At 31.5% G+C, this 13,962-nt stretch carries 14 protein-coding genes and 1 rRNA gene; 8 read left to right on the top strand and 7 right to left on the bottom strand.

What is annotated here, in order from left to right:
- From ACFSC2_RS08815 to ACFSC2_RS08795, 5 genes are all read right to left on the bottom strand, one after another.
- Entirely contained in the window at positions 1-2,613 is a 2,613-nt protein-coding gene (locus ACFSC2_RS08815) for a TonB-dependent receptor (protein ID WP_379817929.1), read from the bottom strand.
- A 99-nt stretch (positions 2,614-2,712) separates the two neighbouring features.
- Positions 2,713-3,579 carry a FecR family protein gene (locus ACFSC2_RS08810; protein WP_379817931.1) on the bottom strand — a complete coding sequence of 289 codons (867 nt, stop codon included), beginning with the start codon at positions 3,577-3,579 and terminating at the stop codon, positions 2,713-2,715.
- On the bottom strand, positions 3,564-3,773 hold the full coding sequence (locus tag ACFSC2_RS08805; protein WP_379817933.1) for a hypothetical protein: 210 nt from the start codon (positions 3,771-3,773) through the stop codon (positions 3,564-3,566). The genes ACFSC2_RS08810 and ACFSC2_RS08805 overlap by 16 nt, the downstream gene beginning before the upstream one ends.
- 46 nt (positions 3,774-3,819) lie before the next feature.
- Positions 3,820-4,341 (bottom strand): RNA polymerase sigma factor, encoded by a 522-nt coding sequence (locus ACFSC2_RS08800; protein ID WP_379817935.1) that lies wholly within the window; start codon positions 4,339-4,341, stop codon positions 3,820-3,822.
- Positions 4,342-4,586: 245 nt separating this feature from the next.
- Positions 4,587-5,483, bottom strand: coding sequence for a carbohydrate kinase family protein (locus tag ACFSC2_RS08795; RefSeq protein WP_379817937.1), 897 nt, complete (start codon positions 5,481-5,483; stop codon positions 4,587-4,589).
- Positions 5,484-5,705: 222 nt separating this feature from the next.
- Here ACFSC2_RS08795 and ACFSC2_RS08790 point away from each other — a divergent pair, with 222 nt between their 5' ends.
- From ACFSC2_RS08790 to ACFSC2_RS08770, 5 genes are all read left to right on the top strand, one after another.
- On the top strand, positions 5,706-6,317 hold the full coding sequence (locus tag ACFSC2_RS08790) for a cysteine hydrolase family protein (protein ID WP_379817939.1): 612 nt from the start codon (positions 5,706-5,708) through the stop codon (positions 6,315-6,317).
- A 106-nt stretch (positions 6,318-6,423) separates the two neighbouring features.
- Positions 6,424-6,963 (top strand): hydrolase, encoded by a 540-nt coding sequence (locus ACFSC2_RS08785; RefSeq protein WP_379817942.1) that lies wholly within the window; start codon positions 6,424-6,426, stop codon positions 6,961-6,963.
- A gap of 7 nt (positions 6,964-6,970) precedes the next feature.
- The gene (locus ACFSC2_RS08780; protein WP_379817944.1) at positions 6,971-7,741 is read left to right on the top strand and encodes an alpha/beta hydrolase; all 771 of its coding nucleotides are present in this window, start codon (positions 6,971-6,973) and stop codon (positions 7,739-7,741) included.
- 163 nt (positions 7,742-7,904) lie between these two features.
- On the top strand, positions 7,905-8,690 hold the full coding sequence (locus ACFSC2_RS08775) for a polysaccharide deacetylase family protein (RefSeq protein WP_379817947.1): 786 nt from the start codon (positions 7,905-7,907) through the stop codon (positions 8,688-8,690).
- A gap of 170 nt (positions 8,691-8,860) precedes the next feature.
- Entirely contained in the window at positions 8,861-9,496 is a 636-nt protein-coding gene (locus tag ACFSC2_RS08770) for an NAD(P)-binding domain-containing protein (RefSeq protein WP_379818617.1), read from the top strand.
- Positions 9,497-9,568: 72 nt separating this feature from the next.
- Here the strand turns inward: ACFSC2_RS08770 and ACFSC2_RS08765 are convergent, their stop codons facing one another.
- Positions 9,569-9,928 carry a hypothetical protein gene (locus tag ACFSC2_RS08765; protein WP_379817949.1) on the bottom strand — a complete coding sequence of 120 codons (360 nt, stop codon included), beginning with the start codon at positions 9,926-9,928 and terminating at the stop codon, positions 9,569-9,571.
- Between the two features lie 178 nt (positions 9,929-10,106).
- On the opposite strand from ACFSC2_RS08765, the gene ACFSC2_RS08760 reads away from it, so the two are divergent.
- The 3 genes from ACFSC2_RS08760 to ACFSC2_RS08750 all read left to right on the top strand — a co-directional run bounded on the left by ACFSC2_RS08760 (position 10,107) and on the right by ACFSC2_RS08750 (position 13,789).
- Positions 10,107-10,913 carry a helix-turn-helix domain-containing protein gene (locus ACFSC2_RS08760; protein WP_379817951.1) on the top strand — a complete coding sequence of 269 codons (807 nt, stop codon included), beginning with the start codon at positions 10,107-10,109 and terminating at the stop codon, positions 10,911-10,913.
- An 82-nt stretch (positions 10,914-10,995) separates the two neighbouring features.
- Positions 10,996-12,648: a serine hydrolase domain-containing protein gene (locus ACFSC2_RS08755; protein WP_379817953.1), complete on the top strand. Its 1,653-nt coding sequence runs from the start codon at positions 10,996-10,998 to the stop codon at positions 12,646-12,648.
- A gap of 10 nt (positions 12,649-12,658) precedes the next feature.
- Positions 12,659-13,789 carry a hypothetical protein gene (locus tag ACFSC2_RS08750; RefSeq protein WP_379817955.1) on the top strand — a complete coding sequence of 377 codons (1,131 nt, stop codon included), beginning with the start codon at positions 12,659-12,661 and terminating at the stop codon, positions 13,787-13,789.
- A 93-nt stretch (positions 13,790-13,882) separates the two neighbouring features.
- Here ACFSC2_RS08750 and rrf read toward each other — a convergent pair.
- Positions 13,883-13,962 (bottom strand): 5S ribosomal RNA (rrf, locus tag ACFSC2_RS08745); the annotation flags it as partial.

The following is a 13,962-nucleotide window of genomic DNA, read 5'->3' as shown; positions in this document are numbered from 1 at the left end:
TTAAAATTTAAAATTATAAGATATTCCCGGCACAAGTCCGAAAATAGATAAACTTCTAGCTTCGTTTACTCCTGTATCATCGTTTGTTGTAAATCGCATCGAAGCTGTATTTTTTCTGTTGTAAATATTGTAAATACTAAATACCCAATAGCTTTGCCAGCCTTTCTTTTTATCTGGTTTTGGCGTATACGTTGCAGCCAAATCTAGATGATGATATAATGGCAGTCTGTTTTCGTTTCGTAAAGAATAATTCGGAATATTAATACCTCCAAACTCATAATAGCCATCTGGATAAGTTGCTGGACGTCCTGACTGTAAGGTAAAATTGGCATTAAAAGACCATTTTGGATTCAGTAAATAATTTCCAACAATATTCAAGTTATGTAATTTATCATAAGACGATAAATACCATTTTCCATCTGCAATTCCTGGTTCATCAGGCGTTCTTCCCGGAGTTTGCTGTTCTGCTCTCGAAAGCGTGTAGGAAAGCCATCCTGTCAATTTTCCTGCATTCTTTTTAAACAAAATTTCCATTCCGTACGATCTCGCTCTTCCGTTCAAAATAACTTGCTCGATATTATTGTTTGCCAAAATATTAGCTCCATCAATATAATCGATTCGGTTTTGGATTTTTTTGTAAAAAAGTTCCCCTTCAAAAGAATAATCCCCGTCTTTAAAGTTTTGGAAATATCCTGCTGCATATTGGTCCAAAAGCTGGGGTTTTGTAAACGGTCCGCTTGGTGTCCAGATATTCATTGGCATTGGCGACTGTGTATTCGATAGCATATGAATATACTGCGCCATTCTGTTGTAACTTGCTTTGATAGACGTATTATCATTAAAAGCAAATGAAATTGCCGCTCTTGGCTCAAAATTGTTGAAATTGCTTATTGATTGTCCTTTTTTATAAGAAATAGTTCCTGTTGGAGTTCCTTCTTCATAAATATTATACAACGGATTATAAATTACTGCTTTTCCGTCTTCATAAGTACTAATATCTTCTCCTCCTAAACGGAAAAATGAACTGTAACGAAGACCATAACGAATGGTTAATTTATCAAAAAACTGATTTTCTAAATCCAAATAAGCGCTGTATTCTAAAGCTCGTTTTTTGTCTAACTGTTTGTAATTAAACTGAGAAGTAGAACTAGTTGGTCTTACAACACCCGGATTAAAATCATAGTATAATCCGTCAATTCCGTAATTAACTTTGAATTTTTCTGATTGCGTATAATTCCAATTGTATTTTAAACCGTAACTTTTAATGTTGCTGTCCCACTCAAAATCTTCTGCGGCCATTCCGAGATTAAATTTATAATCACTGTAAAAAACAGACATATTAGTAATCAATCGATCAGAAAAACTATGTTTCCAATTTAAATTTCCCATCGTATTTCCGTACGTACTGGCAAATCTTTCATTGATATCAAAAACGTCGCTTCCAAAATAACCTGAAAATGCAAGACTGTTTTTAGAATTAAAACGGTAATTAATTTTTGCATTCAAATCATAAAACATGGCAGAGTTTTTATTGTCTGCCAGTTTTAAGAATAAATGCGCGTATGAAGTTCTTCCTGCTAAAATGAAAGATCCTTTCTCTTTCTGAATTGGTCCTTGAACCAAAAGACGACTCGAAATTAATCCGATTCCCCCGTTTACTTTATATTCATCAAAATCTCCAGTCTGCTGACTTACATCAAGTACAGATGAAACGCGCCCGCCGTATTTAGATGGAATTCCTCCTTTGTATAAGTCCAATCCGCTGATTACATCGGCATTAAAAACAGAGAAAAATCCAAACATATGCGAGTCGCTGTACACAGGTGCGCCATCTAACATTACTAAGTTTTGATCGGCCGCGCCTCCGCGAACGTTAAAACCAGAAGAAAGATCACCTCCGTTAGTAACACCTGGAAGACTCAAAATCGATTTTAGAGGATCTGGCTCTCCCATTGCAACGGGAATACGTTTAATATCTTCCATCGTAAGACTGCTCACACTCATTTGAGTATTTCTGACATCAGTCTTTTTTGATGTTTTTACAATTACTTGATCTAATTCCTGACTGTTCGATTCTAGATTAAAATCTATTCTGAAATCTTTCTCTACTGTAATCTGTTTTTCTTTGTTTTGAAACCCTAGGTAACTTATTACAACAGTATAATTTCCTTTTTCTACATCTATCGAAAACATTCCGTTTAGATCTGTAGTTGCACCAACTTCTAATTCTTTAATAAAGATATTAGCCCCTATAATTGGTTGATTTGTTTCGTCCAAAACCTTTCCACTCAGCCGGCTTTTTTTTTTAGTCGTTTTAGCTGCTTTGTGCTTCACAAAAATATTGTTTCCCACTATAGAGAACTGAATCACAGCATTTTTGTTCAACTCATTTATAAGACTTTTGATGTCAACATTCGTATATGTTTTCTTTTCTGTAAAATACTTTTGACTTGTATCTATTTGATCTGTAAAGGCAAATTTAAAATCGGTCTGGCCTTCGATCTGTTTAAATAATTCTTTCAATGTCAATGATTTATCTACTGTTACCGTCACCTTTTGTGCGAACATTGATAAACTGAATAAAAAAAAGCACGCGGAAATTATATGCTTCATGAATTTTTGTATTTTTGATTTATATTAAATGGATAGTCTTGTGCTATCCTGACCTTGAGGAGGATGTGTAGTTTCGCGGCTAGTACATCCTTTTCTTTTCTACTGAAAAGTAATTTCTTTTAATTCTTCATTTATTTCAAAGTTTAGGTTATACATTTCAGCTAATAATTGGACTAAATCTTTTAAATCTTCTTTTTTGTTTATTCTAATCGTAATCGGTTTTTCAAGATACTCCGAAGGAATTGTTACTTTATAACCATAACTCGTTTGTATATAAGCCACTACCGCAGAAAGTTTTTCGTTATCAAAATCGGTAAATCGGTTAAAATCGGTAATCGATGCAATTTTTTGACCGTAAATAAATTTATCTCCCGGCTCCAGAATCCATTTTTTATCTTGATTTTTGATGTTGATTTGAACACTTCCCTCATAAAGTTCGACTACAGTTCCGTTTTCAGTATGTTCCTTCACAATAAAAGAAGTTCCTAAAACAGTTGTTGTAATATCATTACATAAAACCTGAAACGGATGTTTTTTATCTTTTTTTACCTTGAAAAAAGCTTCACCTTCAATTTCGATTTTTCTGTTAACAGCAAAATTAGAGGCATACGTAATTTTAGAATTTGCATTCAATTCTACTTTTGAGCTATCTGGAAGCATTACTGTTTTTACAATCGAAGTTGTATTTTCGACCACAGTTGAAGTTAACAAAAGATCATTCTGCAGCGGATTACTATTATAAAAGAAAACCGATCCCGCAATTCCAAACAGCAAAACTGCAGCCGCCGCAAACTGCCAAACCTTAAATTTCGATTTTTTAGGAGTAAATGCTTTCGATTGAAAAGATTCCCAAGAGGCTTCTTTTTCATTCTCAGAATGTGAAACCGGAGTTTCGTTCCAAATCTTTTTTAATTCTTCTTCTAATTTTTTCTCGTCCATTTCTTTCAGCCTTACATTATTTGACAATTAAATCCTTGTTTGGTAAAAACTCCATAAACCATCTCTTTGATTTCTCTGTTGGTTTGGATTTTTAGAACATGATCGGAATCTTCCAAATCAAAATTCATGACACAGTCGGATATAACAAATTGTAAAAGCTGTACCAAAATATCAGCATCTTCTAACTTTGTTACATCTGTTTTGTACGATTCAATATTCATTTTTGTCCTTCGTTTTTATATATAACAAACGAGATCAAAAAAGTTCCTAATGATTTTCGATTTTTTTTCTAATAAATTTACTGGCGAGATAAATATGATTAGCAATTGTCTTTTCAGAAAGATCAGTCATTGCTGCAATCTCCTTATAGCTAAGGTTTTCCAGTTTATGAAGTGTATATATTTTTTGTTGCTGTTCGGGAAGCAGATTTATGTAGGTATCTAATTTTTCTTTTCTTTCTTCAAAAATTCCGATTTCAGAAATTTCTTCGACAAGATCAATTCCTAAAGGTTCAAGAGAAATTATTTTGTTTTCGCGATTGACGTGATTAATGATGATATTCTTGCATATTGTAAACAGCTGCTTATCAAAAAGCACTTCTTCATTAAGCAGTTCTCTTTTCGCGTGAAGCCTTAAAAAAGTTTCCTGAACAAAATCTTCTGGAGTTAAAACTTTAAAATCAAATTTTTTAGCAATATGGATTAGTTTATCATAATAGTTTAGGTACACTTCTTTAAAAGAAGCTTCGTTTCCCTTTTTTAAACTTATTATTAATTTTCTATTTTCCATAAAACAGATTGGATATTGTTTTAACGCAAATTTTCCAAAATAGTGTAGAAACGCGCAGTTATTTGTTTTATTTCAAAGCACTCAAAATTGCTTTCAATAACTGTTTCTAATCCTGATTAAATATCGCTGCAAAGAACTGCAATTTAATTTAAATCTTAAGCAAGAATTTCTTTCAATTATAGACATAAAACAAAAAAACAACCCGAAGGCTGTTTTTAAAAATTTCATTTCAATTATTATCTGCTTTATAAATTCATCAAATCATTAATTCGAGAATCAGAAATCTCAGGATTTGCGCCAGGCGAAGCAGCAACCAAAGCCCCTATCGCGCAAGCCAGATTAATAGAATCCTGCGGTGATTTTCCTGTTAGAAGAGAAGTTATTAAAGTCGCCAAAAAAGAATCTCCAGCGCCAACTGTATCTACAACTTTAACTTGATAACCGCTGTTTTCATACAGTTTTCCTTCCCAGAATAAAATCGCTCCATCTCCACCTTTCGTAATACACATTGCTTTTACATTTGTCATCTGCGTAATAAAGTCAATGTTCTCTTCTAAAGTCTTAAATGGTGATTTTAAAGCCGAAGCAATTTCCAAAATTTCTTCATCATTAAACTTTATAAAATCTGCGGTTTTCATTAAATGCTCCAGCAAATCATAAGTATAATGCGGTTTTCTTAAATTGACATCAAATACTTTATAAACATCATTTTGCAATAATTCTTCTAAAGCATTTCTTGAAACTTCGTCACGACAAACCAAACTTCCAAAAATCAATACATCAGCTTCTTGAACCTTCTTTTTTGCCAGATCATTTAAGACGATTTTATCCCAAGCCGACGGGTAATTAATATCATAACTTGCAGCACCTTTTTCGTCTAAATTTACTGTGACCAAACCCGTCGGAAAAGCGTCTGAAGTTACAATCGAATCCGTTTCTAATCCGACGTTTTGTACATAGTTTTTAATTGCTTTTCCGTCTTCATCATTTCCTACACAACTTATCATCGCGACATCGGCTCCTAAACTTTTCATTCGTAAAGCAACATTTAAAGGTGCGCCGCCAATTTTTTTCTCGTTCGCAAAAACATCCCAAAGCACTTCTCCGTAAGCAACTGCTTTAAGTTTTTTTCCGTTGTTCATTCTAAATTTGTTTTTATAATTAATGCTATTCCTTAAAATTATAAAATTTCAATTAAAAAAGATACTAATCTTTACTCTAATTATTATTGAAATAAAGTAAATCGTTTATCAAATTCTCTAAATATAGTGAATCGAAAATCGGAAAAGACTTGATATTGCTGATTTTTAAAGCATTGTCTTTTTAGGTACAATTATGGTATTCCTTGCAGAAAATTTAAAATTATGGCAACGTTTCAATCAAATAAAAAAGCATTAATACTTATTGATCCTTTTAATGATTTTCTTTCAGAAGGAGGCAAATTATGGGATACAGTGAAAGAAACCGTAATTGGAAATAATATGATTTCTAATTTGAAAAAAATAATTTCGGAATGTAGAAAAAAACAAATCCAAATTATTTACGCGCCACACAGGAAAACGCAAAAGGGAGATTATTTAAATTGGAATTTCTTATCACCTTCGCATCTTGGAAGTTATAATTTAAATCTTTTTGAAATTAATAGCTGGGGAGGTGAATTTCATCCCGAACTACAACCACAGGAAGGAGATTTAATTGCTCAAAATCATTGGACTGCCAGCGGATTTGCAAACACAGATCTTGATTTTCTTTTAAAACAGCATGGCATTAATCAAATTGTTTTGGCAGGAATGAGGGCCAATACCTGTATTGATTCGACGGCCAGATATGGCGTTGAACTTGGGTATCATGTAACTTTAATTAAAGACGGAATTGGAGCTTTTAATTGGGAAGAAATCAAGGCAACTGTCGAAACTAATTTTCCAAATTATGGACATTCTTTACTTACAACCGAAGAATTTATTGCTTCATTATAATATAAAAAGCAGTAGCCTAAAAAACATATATCACTGAAAACAAATAATTTAACTAACTTTAATTCATTGAAATAATATTTTTAATCTGTTCTATAATTGTAATAATATGCTGCACCCAGAAAACACCGGCTTAATTATAATAGATGTACAAGGTAAATTGGCACGTATTGTTTATGAAAGCGAAAAATTAGTATCTAATCTCGAAAAGCTGATTAGAGGCTGTCAAATTTTGAAGCTGCCAATTGTCTGGGCCGAACAAAATCCTGCGGGTCTCGGACAAACTATTCCCGAACTTGAAAAACTGCTGGTAAACCAAAAGGCAATCGAAAAATTTTCTTTCAATGCTTTTGAAAATGATTTGTTTAAAGAAGCTGTTCTTCAATCTAATCGAAAAAAATGGATTGTATGCGGCATTGAAACGCATATTTGTGTGTATCAAACTAGTATTGGACTGCTGACTTCTAATTTTGAAGTAGAAATTGCTGCTGATTGTGTTTCTTCTCGTCTAAAAGAAAATAAAATTTTAGCATTGAATAAGTTACAAAAAAAAGGTGCTTCCCTTACGTCGGTAGAAATGTGTCTTTATGAATTACTCGCAAGTTCTAAAAACGAAAATTTCAAAGAAATCTTAACCCTAATTAAATAAAATAATCATGGCAAAATCAAAAACTATTGTACTTATACACGGAAATTTTGTGAACGAAAAAACTTGGGAGAATTGGAAACAATATTACGAACAAAAAGGTTACAATGTTTATACTCCTTCTAATCCGGGACACGACGGAAATCCGGCTGAACTGCGTTCAAAAGTACATCCAGCACTTATAGCAACGGGATTTATTGACGTTGTAAACAATATCAATACATTATTAAATACATTACCTGAAAAACCTTTGATTATTGGACATTCTATGGCTGGAATGGCGGTTTTAAAATTAATAGAAATGGATAAAGCTGTTGCTGGTGTCAGCATTGACGGCGCGCCGCCAAAAAATGTTTTTCCGCCTTTTCAAACTTTAAAAACTGTAATTCCTGCTTTTGGATTTTTCTCTTCAAAGAAATTCTTCATGGGAAGCCGTGATTGGTATGATTATGCTTTCTTTAATACAATTGCTGAAAATGAAAAAAAACTAGCATTTGAAAAATTTGCTGTTCCAGAAAGTTATAAAGTGAGTCGCGAACTTGTTTTAAATTCATTTTCGAATATAGATTTCAAAAAACCACACGCTCCTATTTTGTTTATTGGAGGCGGAAGCGATCACATCTTTCCTCCTGCACTTACCAGAACAATTGCCGGAAAATATAAAGATGCAGGCAGTCAGGTTTCACTTAAAGTTTTTGAGGGAAAAAGTCATTTTATCTGTGGAGAACCGGGATGGGAAACCGTTGCCGATTATATTCTAGATTGGTATGAATCACTATAAGGCTTTAATTTTAAGTTTAATAAAAACATGATTACTCATATTTCATCTTTTTACTATTATAAAAATTAGAATTAAAAAAATAAAGTTTCGCATATATTTATTTTGATTAAGGATGTTCATTTTAACAAGAAAGTTTTTAAATTTGAGCAAGAACTAAATGCTCATGAAAAACCTTTTTGCTACTGCCATCGTTTTTTTTATACTCTTAACTTTAGTTTCCTGCGAAACTAAAAAACAAAAAAATGATCTAAAAACCTATAAGCCAGGAGTAATTTTATCTTTTGACGATGCATATGTTGATGAATGGCATGAAGCAGATATGGCTTTAAGAAAGTATTCTTGGAAAGCAACCTTTAATGTCTGCCGAATCGATTCGATTGGAACGCCCGAAATCAAGGAATTGCTTGAAATGCAAAAATACGGACACGAAATAGCCGGACATGGCTATCATCATTTTAATGCCGTAAAATTTACTGCTAAATACGGAATCAAAGAGTACATCAATCAGGAAATAAACCCAATGATGGTCTCAATGAAGAAAAAAGGATTTCATGTAACAACATTTGCATACCCGTACGGCGAAAGATCTGATGAACTGGATAAAGCATTATCAAGCAGATTCAAAATTATTAGAGGAAGAGCTTTTGGCGGTGAAGTACCAGAAAAACAAGACAGTTATTTTAATAATTCTAAAATAGTTTTTGCCTTTGATATAGATAACAGTCATATCCATTTTAGTATTCCATACGTTTTAGAACTTTTAGATTACGCCAAAAAGCATAATAAGATTTTGATTCTATGCGGACATAAACCTGTTAAAGAAGTAACTGAAAATTATCAGACAAAAATAGAAACATTAGAATTTATCTGCCGTTATATGAAATCTCACGATCTCAAATTTTACACGTTGTCTGATTTGGATGAATTGCTTCCAAAGAAATCGAAATAACTCGACTTAAATAAAATTCTTAATAATTTTTTTAGATTTTATTTTTTAATAAAAGTTAAAAACAAAGAAATAAATTCTACTTTATAACTGTATCCAAATTGATTACTGAGGTTGGAGCTTGTAACAAAATAAAAAGTGAAACAATCTTAATTTAAAACAATTAAAAACTAATTTGTTTTCTTGCCCAAAACCTGCTTTTTAGACTTTATATCAATACTTTTATCAAAAACAATAAGGATTACCTAGAATTAATGAATAAAAATAATACCATTGGAATCATTGGTGTTGGGAGTTTTACTTTAGATTTCGCACAAAGAAGTGCCGATTTCGGATATAAAGTTTTAATCAGCGCCACAGATTGCAATCACAGAATTAAGAATACAGCCGAAAAAATCGGCGAAAACGTAAAAATTTCTACAATACAAGAAACTGCTGCTTTAAGTGACATTATCGTTCTTTTTTTACCGAAAGAAAGATTAAAGGAAATCATAACTGAAATGCCGGATCTTTCTAATAAAATAATAATTCATCACAATTACTTGATATCAAGTGGAATTCCGATTTCAAAAGATTTTTATAAAAATACTGCCGCTCAAACGTTAGCTTCACTACTTCCAAATTCTCACATTATAAAAGTTTATAGTCTTTTAGAGTCTTCTGGTAATAGTTCCAAAAATAAAAACGACGCAAAAACGCTTTATTATACAACTAACAATTTACAGGCAGGAGAACGTGTGAAAAATTTATTAATAATTTTAAATTTTACCGTTTTCAATCTTTTAGAACTTTCTGAACTAAATATGTAACTTTTAATTTCAAATCTCTGGACAGCTAAACTTATTTACCAAGAACAATCAAATCTTGTTGAAATACTAAAATTAGTTTAACTGTTCAGAAGTTTTAATTCTTAAACAATTTTCGGTTCCCAAATAAAGTGGATTTCCATGTTTTTCAGACCAAAACCCTTCTAAAACATCTTTAGTTATACATTTGTAAACTACAACACCTTTATAGGTTTTATGATCATCTCCTTTGTAACTAAAATTGATCACTAAGATATTATCTTTAAAGAAACCATGTCCTTTTTGTTTTTGACTGTTATTAATAAGCCAATGCGCAACGATTCGGTTATTGGTATCCAAAGTCAAACTTAAAACACCCTTATAAGTCATTTCACCGCTTTCATCCTGATTACTTCCCGTAATAGCATAATCGCCAGTTAAATCTTGTATAGTCATTTAAATAAATTTTATTTTCTTCCGCATTTGTAAATTGGAAATTCTTTTTTAGCCGACAAAATTAATAAATATTTAAATGATGTTATTTTCTGAAGCTTTTTTCCGTCTTTTTTAAATTAATACATTTAAATTCACTACATTACATTCTCAAAAAATACCGCAATAATTGTTTTACAAAATGAAACAACTACAAACAGGACAGTTTTTCGGGCAGACCAATAGACATATTCAATTGGACGGTCTCACTATTACTGATACTGAATATACGCACGAAAAGGTGGATTGGCATTATCATGAAAAACCGTATTTTACTTTTATACTTCAAGGTAAAGTTTTAGAAGGGAATAAAAATGAAATTCATGAATGTGCCGCGGGATCGCTTTTATTTCATAATTGGGACGATGCACATTACAATATAAAACCTCCAGGATTCACTCGCGGTTTTCATATCGAAATCGATCAAAATTGGCTGCATCGTTTCGATATTTCTCTTGATAATTTAAAAGGAAATATTGCTGTAGAAACTCCAGATGCAAAGATGTTATTCTACAAACTTTTTACAGAAAGTAAAATTGAAAATAATTTCACAAATACAGTAATTAACAGTCTTTTGATTAATTCACTTGAGAACATCAAGAATAGAAATGAACAAAATTATAGTTCAATTCCAAATTGGGCCAAAACTTTAAAAGAAATTCTTCACGAAAACATTGCCGATGATTTATCTCTTCTGCAATTATCCGGAATTTTAAATATTCATCCAGTTCATCTTTCTCGCTATTTTCCAAAATATTTTGGTTGTACTTTAGGTGAATACAATCGTAAACTTAAAGTCGAAAAATCTCTTGCATTATTGATCGATAAAGATAAATCAATGGCGGAAATCGCTTATGAAACAAATTTTTCAGATCAAAGTCATTATATAAGATGTTTTAAAGAACAAATGGGACAAACTCCTTTACAATATCGAAAATTATTGTTTTGAAATTGAAATGTTAATTTCATTCTATTTATAAAATACGGCATAACATATATTTGCTTATACCAATCTTGAAATATTTTTAGACATGAAAACAAAATTTTGGATTATCGTCAGCTCTTTTTTATTATGTTTTACAGCAAAATCACAAAACATAACAGAACCTGAAACCATAACAAACTCACTGCAGGCTGTAAACGTCGGAAAGATTGTATTTCTCAGAAATTCTATTCCGCTTGAGCAATTAAAAGAAAGCGATTTTTTAGAAACTGTTGAAATAAAAAAAGAAAACAATTTCTATATCCGAATATTTATGGGTAACTCTTTGACTAATTACCTGCACCAATTAAATAGCAATCTATCTGTAGATGAATTAAGTAAAAACGGAAATTTTCAATTTACCTTTTCTGTTGATGATAAAACTATTTATACCGAAAATTTAAATTTAGGAGCAGGAACACCACAAAGCAAAAATAAATCTACAACATTACAAATTCCATTTTTCAGCACTTTACAAGAAGATTCTTGGGGACGTTTTTTATGGAGTCGATTTTATTATGGAAATGGTGGCGAAGATGCATTGTTTACTGGTACACATGTGCTGAAAATTGAAGTTAGGCCTTATTTAAAATATGACGATAAAACGAAAGTTGGAAATGTAATTGCTCAAGGAATCGTAAAAACTGAAGCTAAAGAAGTTGAAATAAACGAAAATCAAATTTTAATTCAAAAAACAGCGCCTCAAAATGAATGGAAAACTTCTTCTGCAATTTACGATACCATTATTATTCGTGAACTAAATAAAAGAATAGAAGAAAAAAGATTTAAAAATATAACGAGTATTGCTGTTATAAAAAATGGCGAATTACTTCTTGAAGAATATTTTAATGGTGCAGACCGCGAAAAACTTCATGATACAAGATCTGTCGGAAAATCGTTTGCTTCCACCATAATGGGAATAGCAATAAAGGAAAACTACATCAAGAATGAAAATACGACTTTGAATCAATTTTATGATTTAAAGAAATACAAAAATTATTCGCAGGAAAAAGAAAAAGTTACTTTAAAAAGTCTTCTAACGATGAGCTCAGCTTTCGACGGCTCTGATCAAAATTCTGATTCTCCTGGAAACGAAGAAAATATGTATCCAACAGACAATTGGGTAAAATTTGGTCTTGATCTGCCAATGGATGCTACTAAACAAATTGAGAAAAACTGGGATTATTTTACCGCTGGTGTTGTAATGCTGGGTGACATATTGCAACAGCGTGTTCCGAATGGTCTAGAAACTTATGCCGAAAAAAAATTATTTGGCCCATTAGGCATTAAAAATTACAAATGGCAGTATACACCGCAAAAAGTTGCGAATACTGCAGGAGGATTAGGTTTAAGAACTTTGGATTTAGCGAAATATGGACAGCTTTATCAAAACAAAGGAACTTGGAAAGGAAAACAAATTTTACCTAAAAATTGGGTAGAAAAAAGCTTTACCAATTATTTTCCTGAAAATAAAAATCTTACTGGATACGGTTATCTATTTTGGAAAGAAATTTTTACAGTAAACGGAAAAAAATATGAAACTTTTGGTTGCAGCGGTAATGGAGGCAATAAAGTTTATATTTTTAAAGACCTCCCTCTCGTCGTTGTTATAACAGCAACAGCTTATAATAAACCTTATGCACATCCGCAGGTTTTTAGAATGATGCAGGAATTCATTTTACCCGCTATAATCAAACCCTAAATAAAATTAAATGAAAAAATCAATTATTATTATCTTAAGTTTTTTTACTCTTATTTCAAATGCGCAAAAGAAACTGCCAATCCTACAGGCAACTTCTTCTAAAGCGTTTATAAAAGAAGAAAATGAGGAAAAAAGAATTTGGTATCTCGATTCTAAAGCAAAACCCGATGTTTATACATTAAATAAAAGTGTGAAACCAAAATCAATTAATTTTTATACCGATATTGATTCTCTAAAAGTGAAATTAAAACCTGGAGAAAAGTTTAATTTTATCGTATTACTAAATAAAAAAGATAGTTGTTTTATTCAACTTCAAAGTCCGATTATAAAGGATTATTCAAAAAGTAAAATACAAATTCACGATACTATTCCTTTTGTACTTTCACCATATAATAATATTATTTTTAAAGTAGTACTAAATCAAAAAGACACATTAAATTTAAAATTCGATTCTGGAACTACCGATTTTCTACTAACAAATGATGCGATTAAAAAGTTAAAATTAGAAAATCTAAGCAACCATACATTTCAGCTCGGAAATCATCTGTTTGAAAATCAGCAAATCTATCCTGTAACATTGTCTGGACAAGGTACAGATGGACGTTTTGGCTGGAATTTATTTGATGGCAAAATTGTAGAGATAGACTATGATAAAAATATCTTTATCATTCATACCCATTTATCAAATATTAATAAAGATTTTCAAAAACTTCCCATTGAATATACACATACTTTATTCTGTATTCAAGGAGAATTACAGCTTAAAGAAAAGAAATACAAAAGTAGATTTCTTTTTGATAATGGTTACCAGCGAACCATCATGTTAGACGAAAATCTAATGAAAGAACAAAATTATCCAAAAGAAAAACTCTCAATCATCAAAAAAGTGATCATAAAAAACGGAGAAGGTAAAGAAATTCCCGTTTTGACCGTAAACAATGATCAATTAAATCTTGGAAATTATTCTCTAATGAATATTCCTGTACAATTACTTACTACTGCAAATCCAGCAAGATTTACCACGCATATTTTGGGCAATGAAGTTTTAAAAAGATTTAATACCATTCTTGACTTTCAGCACAATATTGTTTACTTAAAACCCAATAGTCTGTCGAATGAAAAATATACAGAAGGTATTTAATAAACTAGAAATTCGTTTCGTATAAAATTTAAATGTTTCCAAACCGATATAAAACAAAAAACCCCGTTTCGTTAGAAACAGGGTTTTTCAAAAGAAAGGCGACGACATACTCTCCCACAAAACTGCAGTACCATCTGCGCAGGCGGGCTTAACTTCTCTGTTCGGAATGGGAA

Origin of the sequence: Flavobacterium artemisiae (genome assembly GCF_042678225.1) — a bacterium.
Taxonomy (GTDB): domain Bacteria; phylum Bacteroidota; class Bacteroidia; order Flavobacteriales; family Flavobacteriaceae; genus Flavobacterium; species Flavobacterium artemisiae.
This window is presented reverse-complemented; position numbering and strand designations above follow the sequence as displayed.

Bases quoted from the DNA above. Each gene is read 5' to 3' on its own strand.
- ACFSC2_RS08815 (WP_379817929.1), bottom strand. From the start codon at position 2,613: ATGAAGCATATAATTTCCGCGTGCTTTTTTTTATTCAGTTTATCAATG.
- ACFSC2_RS08805 (WP_379817933.1), bottom strand. From the start codon at position 3,773: ATGAATATTGAATCGTACAAAACAGATGTAACAAAGTTAGAAGATGCT.
- ACFSC2_RS08800 (WP_379817935.1), bottom strand. From the start codon at position 4,341: ATGGAAAATAGAAAATTAATAATAAGTTTAAAAAAGGGAAACGAAGCT.
- ACFSC2_RS08795 (WP_379817937.1), bottom strand. From the start codon at position 5,483: ATGAACAACGGAAAAAAACTTAAAGCAGTTGCTTACGGAGAAGTGCTT.
- ACFSC2_RS08790 (WP_379817939.1), top strand. From the start codon at position 5,706: ATGGCAACGTTTCAATCAAATAAAAAAGCATTAATACTTATTGATCCT.
- ACFSC2_RS08785 (WP_379817942.1), top strand. From the start codon at position 6,424: ATGCTGCACCCAGAAAACACCGGCTTAATTATAATAGATGTACAAGGT.
- ACFSC2_RS08780 (WP_379817944.1), top strand. From the start codon at position 6,971: ATGGCAAAATCAAAAACTATTGTACTTATACACGGAAATTTTGTGAAC.
- ACFSC2_RS08775 (WP_379817947.1), top strand. From the start codon at position 7,905: ATGAAAAACCTTTTTGCTACTGCCATCGTTTTTTTTATACTCTTAACT.
- ACFSC2_RS08765 (WP_379817949.1), bottom strand. From the start codon at position 9,928: ATGACTATACAAGATTTAACTGGCGATTATGCTATTACGGGAAGTAAT.
- ACFSC2_RS08760 (WP_379817951.1), top strand. From the start codon at position 10,107: ATGAAACAACTACAAACAGGACAGTTTTTCGGGCAGACCAATAGACAT.
- ACFSC2_RS08755 (WP_379817953.1), top strand. From the start codon at position 10,996: ATGAAAACAAAATTTTGGATTATCGTCAGCTCTTTTTTATTATGTTTT.
- ACFSC2_RS08750 (WP_379817955.1), top strand. From the start codon at position 12,659: ATGAAAAAATCAATTATTATTATCTTAAGTTTTTTTACTCTTATTTCA.